At 51.5% G+C, this 7,342-nt stretch carries 4 protein-coding genes; all 4 read left to right on the forward strand.

Annotated features, from left to right (window positions below; translation table 11 throughout):
* The coding region (locus GX419_13165; GenBank protein ID NLI25646.1) for a UvrD-helicase domain-containing protein at positions 1-2,241 on the forward strand (2,241 nt) is incomplete at its 5' end.
* The gene (locus GX419_13170; GenBank protein NLI25647.1) at positions 2,238-3,224 is read left to right on the forward strand and encodes a TIGR01212 family radical SAM protein; all 987 of its coding nucleotides are present in this window, start codon (positions 2,238-2,240) and stop codon (positions 3,222-3,224) included. The genes GX419_13165 and GX419_13170, both read left to right, overlap by 4 nt.
* Entirely contained in the window at positions 3,202-6,093 is a 2,892-nt protein-coding gene (locus GX419_13175; protein ID NLI25648.1) for a hypothetical protein, read from the forward strand. The genes GX419_13170 and GX419_13175 overlap by 23 nt, the downstream gene beginning before the upstream one ends.
* Before the next feature lie 114 nt (positions 6,094-6,207).
* A partial coding sequence (locus GX419_13180) for a hypothetical protein (GenBank protein NLI25649.1) occupies positions 6,208-7,342 on the forward strand: 1,135 nt, incomplete at its 3' end.

Consider the following 7,342-nt stretch of genomic DNA (forward strand, 5'->3'; position numbering starts at 1 on the left):
CTTTATACCATTCAAACGCTTACACGGAATTTTTACGTATGGGCCATCTTATCCGACCTTGCGGAACTTCTGCACGAGTACCTTGCCGAACAAAACCTGCATCTGCTTTCTGATACCCATAAAATTCTCCATCAGCTGATAGGAAGAAATGACGCTCCTTTTATCTACGAGCGGGCAGGAAACACCTGGCTGTACTATATGATCGACGAATTCCAGGACACCTCTGCCCTGCAATGGAACAATTTCAGGCCGCTTATTGCCAACAGCCTGGGTGAGGGAAAGACCAGCCTGGTGGTAGGCGATGTAAAACAGTCCATTTACCGCTGGAGAAACAGCGACTGGCGTATTCTGGCGCGGGAAATCGCACGGAACTTTCCCGGCCGCAGTAAAACGGAATTCCTTCCGGTAAACAGGCGGAGTGTCAGAAACATTGTAGAATTCAACAACGATTTCTTCACCGGGGCAATGGAGTGCCTTAAAAACAAATTCTGTGAGGAAACCGGTCTGCCCCCTGATGATGATCTGGTAAAATTCATGGCCGAAGCTTACCGGGATTGCCGGCAGAAGGTAGCTGAAGAGAAGATGCAGACAACAGGATTTGTGAGGATGGAAATCTTTGATGTTAGGGAGGAAGAATCGCGCACTCCCCTGAGGCTGGTGCAGACCATAAACGAACTGTTTTCCGCAGGATACCGGCCTGAAGACATTGCGATTCTTGTACGGACGAAAGATGAAGCCGAAGCGGCGGCCTCCTGGCTTCTGAACCCTGCCAGCTACGGGCCGGGTACTGCACCGCCCGGCATCATTACCGAGGAAGCCATTCTGCTCAGCCAGTCACCGGTGGTGCGGGTCCTGTGCAGTCTTCTGCGCTACCTGAAAAATCCGGATGACCAGCTGAACAACCTCAACCTGCTCAATGAGTTGTTCCTTTACCTGGGCATGGAACTTCCCGGCGGGAAAAAGTATCCGCCCGTTACCTTCACCAGAGAAACCGCAGAAAGCTTTCTGCCGCCGGAGTTTGTAAGTCAGACAGCCGAACTGAAAAAACTGCCCCTGCAGATTCTCTGCGGCCGGCTTGCTTCCCTCTTCGGCCTTGACCGGAAAGAACAACAGGAACCCTACCTGCACGCCTTCATGGATCAGGTGAATACAGCTGTGAGGAAAGGGATTTCTGATGTGTACGGTTTTCTTGATTTCTGGGACAAAAAGGCGGATGAACTCTCGCTCACCATCCCCGAAAAATCAAATGCTGTGCGGATTATGACCATCCACAAAGCCAAAGGCCTCGAATTCCCGGTTGTTATCCTGCCTGACCCTGTCTGGAATCTCGACCATAATCCAACCCAGACCACCTTTCTGTGGATACATCAAAACCTTGTCGGAGGCGAAGAAGGCACCTGGTTTCCTGTACGGTACAGCAAACAGCTTGCACAAACCGATTTCAGGGAAGCATATTTCACCGAAAAAATGCAGACGTATGTGGACAACCTCAACCTGCTGTACGTTGCATTTACCCGCGCCCGCGAAGGCCTTGTTGTTATTTCCGACAAAGAAAGCAGGTATTATCATGCGCGGAAACTAATCCTCGACGTCTGCAACCTCCTGGATGGCACCTCACTGCAGAAACGGGAGGAAGAAGGAAGAACCATCTTCTTCAGAGGCTCCTTTCCTGAGCGCAGAACAACACCCGCCTCAGAAGAAGAAGCTTTGCCCTTGCAGGAAAAAGGAAGCCTCTTTACCAACCGGTTCCCTCTTCTGGTAAAGAAAAATGCATCAGAGTATTTCTCCGAACAGGGCGAACCTGTCCACACGGCACGCGATGAAGGAAAACTGATGCATGCCCTTCTGGCCGGAATCCGGCATGCAGAGGATGCCGGTACGGTGGTGCAAAAGGCGGTTATGGAAGGGAAAATAGCAAAACGGGAAGCCCCGGAATTGAAACACCGCATAACATCGATGCTGGCCGACCCCGAAATGGCAGAATATTTCACCGGCGCTTGGAGAATATACACCGAAAATGACATCCTGCTTCCCGGAGGAGAAACCAGGCGTCCCGACAGAATCGTGGCCAACGGAAAAGAAACCGTTGTTATTGACTACAAATTTGGCGAAGAAACCAGCGCTTCCCATACCCGGCAGGTAAAGGAATACATGAATCTGCTGGCAGGGGCCGGATTTCCGTCTCCCCGGGGCATTGTCTGGTACCCTCTCCTGAACCGGAAAGAACGGATAGCCCTATGAAAGCGGTAACCACATATCCCTGGGGCACCGAAAGGCGCTTTAATGCCTACCCCGACTATTTCCGGAAGCTGTTTGGCGGAAGGGTGCAGAAAGTGTCGGTTGATGCCGGACTCACCTGTCCCAACCGCGATGGCAGTAAAGGTACCGGAGGATGTACCTTCTGCAACAACGACGCCTTCAACCCTTCCTACTGCCGGCCCGCACTTCCCGTCAAACAGCAAATCAGCGAGGGAATCCGTTTTCACCGTTTCCGCTACCGCAGGGCAGGAAGGTACCTGGCCTACTTTCAGACCTTTTCCAATACCTACGCGCCTTTACCCCGGCTTAAGCAACTGTATGAAGAGGCCCTGTCCTGTGAAGGGGTCATCGGGCTTATCATCAGCACCCGGCCCGATTGTGTTGATGCCGGCGTACTCGACTACCTGGCCTCCCTGGCAGAAAAATACTATGTGGCTGTTGAATACGGAATCGAATCGGTGCGCGATGAAACCCTGCTGAGGGTTAACCGCCGGCATACGTTCAGCGACGCACTGAAGGCCCTTGACCTCACCCGGCAAAGAGGCCTGCCTGCCGGAGCCCATTTTATCATCGGCCTTCCGGGCGAAAATAACCACACCATACTGCAGGATATCAGCATTATTGCTGACCTTCCGCTCGATACAGTGAAATTCCACCAGCTTCAGGTTTTTGAAAATACCAAACTGGCCGAAGAGTACCGAAGGCATGCATACTCCCTCTACCTGCCTCCCCTTGAGGAATACCTGCACCTGATGGTTCAGCTTGCCGAACGGCTGAATCCGGACATAGTGATCGAGCGCATTGCCTCCGAGGTGCCTCCCCGCTTTCTTGTCAACCCGGGCTGGGGCGCCGTACGGTACGACGAAATTCAGCGCCGGTTTGAACGCCTGCTCGAGGAAAAACAAACCTGGCAGGGACGCTTGTACGAAAAAAAATCCATTATTGACCAACATCAGAATCGTTGATATGCCCCAACCTTTTCTCAGAGAAGTAGCCGACCACATTTACCGCCACCATGCGAACGGTGACGTGGTCCTTGTCTTTCCCAACCGGCGATCGGTTTTCTTTTTCCGCAAGCACCTCGGCGAGATGATTGACAGACCCCTGCTGATGCCGGAAAGTTTTACCATCAGCGAGCTGTTCAGCCGCATCACGGGCTATATCGTCCCGGAAACCCTTCCTCTCCTTTTCCGTTTGTACGATGCCTATCAACAGGTTTTTGAAAACCATGCCGAAACCATTGATGAATTTGTTGCCTGGGGCGAAACCCTCCTGCACGATTTTGACGATACCGATAAATACCTGGTAGATGCCGGTCAGCTGTTCCGCAACCTCACCGACATCAAAGAAATTGAGCAACTCTTTCAGCCGGAGGAAGATCCGTACCAGGGAATAAGGGCCTTCTGGAAACACCTGATTTCAGCCAGAAATTCTGATGAAAAAGAAAAGTTCCTTGCCTTCTGGAACAAACTGCATCCCCTCTACCTGCGTTTCAGAGAAAATCTTACTGCCGCAGGAATTGCCTACGAAGGAATGAATTCGCGCGAGGCGATAGCAAAACTCAAAACCTCGGGAATTGAAACCTTTCTGCCCGGCCATTACTGCTTCACCGGCTTTAATGCTCTGAATGCCTGCGAAAGGGAGCTGTTCCGCATCCTTAAGGCGGAAGGAAAAGCCTCCTTCTACTGGGATACGGATCCATGGTACATGGACAACACATGGCATGAAGCCGGTTTTTTCCTCAGAAAAAACAGGAAAGAATTTCCCTCCCCCGATGATTTCATGCCGCATTCTGACTTCGCCACTTCCCGGCCGGAAGTGCAGATTACGGGACTTCCCTCCTCCACCGGACTGGCCGCCTCTGCAGGACGTTCGGCCTCTGCCATGCTGGAAGGGAGCAATACCCCTCTGTCCACCGCCATCGTACTGGCTGATGAAAACCTGCTGATTCCCCTGCTTCAAACCCTTCCCGAACAATGCAATGCCTACAACGTGAGCATCGGATTTCCGGTGAGGGAATCGCAGGTGTACACTTTCCTTTTTCAGTGGCTTGAGCTTCAGAAAAATGGCAAAGACCATAAAGGAAAACCCTGTTATTATTATCGCCACGTATTGTCCCTGCTCCATCATCCCCTGCTCGACAGCCTGAAAGATGAAAAAAAAGAAGCGCTGGAGAAGATTACCACACTGAAGATGATCAGGGTGCCGGCAGAACTGCTTTGCCAGACGAGCCGCATGAAGACCATCTTTACCCCGGTGGCCGATATGCGAACCCTGCCCTCCAGGTTGCGCGACATTCTGGTGCAGTTTTACCGGGAAAACATGTCCGGGGAAACCGCCAATCCGCTCCGGACCATCGAATGCGAAACCATTCTGACGGTATATCTGGCCCTTCAGCACCTGGAAGACCTTCTTCCGGAATCAGCCGGCACCTTGCTTCCCGAAACCTATATGCGGATGCTGAGAAACGTTCTGCAAAATCTGCACGTACCCCTTTCGGGCGAACCCCTTCAGGGCCTGCAGATTCTCGGACTGCTGGAAACAAGAAATCTCGACTTTGAAAACGTCATCATCCTGCCGGCCAATGAAGGGGTGCTTCCGCGCACGTCCCAGCCTTCATCCTTTATCCCGCAGAACCTGCGATACGGATTTGGCATGCCAACAGCCGAACATCAGGATGCTGTGTATGCCTACTACTTTTACCGCCTTCTCCAGCGTGCCCGCAAAGCGGAAATCTTCTGGAACACTTCCGCTTCCGGGCCCGATTCGGGAAAGATGAGCCGGTTTGCCTACCAGCTTCTGTACGAACAACCCTGCCAGGTTTCGGTCAACACCGCCAGGATGAATGTGCGCTTCCAGTCGCCCAGGCCCATTGTTATTGAAAAAGGGCCGGAAGTACTGCAACGGCTTTCCCTGTTTACATCCCGCGACGGGAGCCGTTTTTCCCCGTCCGCTCTGGCCGATTACATACAATGCCCCCTCCTCTTTTTCTTCCGCTACATTGCCCGCGTTAAACCCGAGGAAGAACTTACCGAAGAACCCGATGCGGGCATTTTCGGCACGCTCTTTCATGAAACGATGCGGAAACTCTATGGCAGTTTCAGGCACCAGCTCATTACGGAGGAAATCCTTGCCTCTGTCAGCCCGGAACAGATACAGAATGCCGTTGACCATGCCCTGCGCCTGCACGTTTATAAACATGTACCGGACGATCAGCCCGTTGAGCCGGAAGGGCAGTTTATCATCATCAGGAATGTGCTGAAAGAATATGCCCTAAAAGTACTGGAAACCGACCGCACATTCTGCCCTTACACCCTCACCGGGCTGGAACAATCCCTTGCCGGATTTGTCGAGATGCCCTGCAATAAGCCGGTTAAAGGATTCATGCTCGGAGGAAATGCCGACCGGATTATCAGCCATGACGGGAAAACCATCATCATAGACTATAAAACCGGAGGAAGAAAGGAAACCCTTACCGGCCTGGATATGCTTTTCACTTCAGAACACGGCAAAGACCTGCGGTATGCTTTCCAGATTTTCTTTTATTGCTATCTTTATTCCCTGGCAAATGAGGGAAGAGTTGTACAACCTGCGGTCTATTTTTTACGCGAAATGTTTAACGAAACGTTTGATCCCTCCATCGGCATAAAAGAACCCGGAACAAAAAGCAACGAAACCCCGGTGAGCGATTTTTCGCCGTTCATGCACGAATTTGAAGAAAAACTCCGGCGCCTTCTGCTCGAAATATACGAACCCTCCCTACCCTTTACACAAACCAGCCGGCAGAAACTCTGCCAGTTCTGTAGCTTCAGGGAAGTCTGCCGGCGCACCTGAGGAAACCTTATTGCGCTCAACCAGTATACGGAAACCGGGAGAAAAGAAAAAGGTAAAACAGCGGAAACGACATAACAATACCAATTGCCTCATAACGGTAACAACCATTGCCATATGTTCACCGAGTTTACTGATTTCGAAGTAAAAATTACTGATGCCCCGTTCAGGACTTCCGGAGGAATGACCTGGCCCGGGACAGTAAGGATTGTGTATTCCGACCCGGAAGGGGAAAAAACCCTGGAAGAAGATTACGGCTATGCGCCGGCAGAAGCAATTTACCATCTTATTTCCGAAGGAAAGGAAATCAATCTCAGCGAATGCTACATTGAAAGGTTTTCACTGACAGAATACAGGGCTCTGCGGAACCTGGAGGCCAAATCGTATGTAAGGCTGGAAGCGTTTTCCGCCCGGAGGGCCTTTTTCAACTGCCGTGCACGGATTGATTTCAGCTTTGCTGAGTTCAGCGGGGAATCGGTTGATTTCGAATCCACCGTATTCGCCCGCGGGCTGGTGTCGTTCAATTCAGCCCGTTTTGCCGACTGCAGTCTGAACATGAGCTATGTGCTGTTCCGTAACGGCAACATAGATTTTGCCAACTGCCAGTTCGGATCAGGACTAATATCCTTCAAAAACAGTAAATTTCACAGCGGCACAAAAGATTTCCGGTACACCGGTTTCGGCAACGGGGATGTATTGTTTGTGAACACCGATTTTGGCGATGGAGACGTTTCGTTTATCAATGCCTCGTTCGGACAGGGAACGGTGTCGTTTAAGGTGACCCGGTTCGGCCAGGGGAAAGTGGATTTTCATTATGCAAAGTTCGGCGGCGGCGAGATCAACTTTGAGCGCACTGACTTCGGGCCCGGAAAGGTGGATTTTCGCATGGCCGAATTCAACGAAAGCCGGATCAATTTTAACCGGAGCAGTTTTGGTAACGGAGAGGTAACGTTTGAAGGAAGCGAACTGAAAAGCGGCAAATTTCTGTTCAAGAAAGCTACGGTCGGCGAAGGGATGTTTTCCTTCGAGCAGGTCATTTATCCCGAAGCCGAAGTATATCTCGACGGCACCGACTTCGGAAAAGGCACGATTTCTTTCCAGAAGGCACGCATAAAGCATCTTTCCCTCCGTTCCTGCCAGATGAACGATTATGTTGACCTGCGCATGGAGGAAGCCGGCCTGGTAGATCTTTCCGATACCGTAATACGCGACATCATCGACCTGACGCCCTATGAAACTCCGGTAGCCATCC

The sequence above is a fragment of the Bacteroidales bacterium genome, assembly GCA_012517825.1.
Taxonomy (GTDB): domain Bacteria; phylum Bacteroidota; class Bacteroidia; order Bacteroidales; family JAAYUG01; genus JAAYUG01.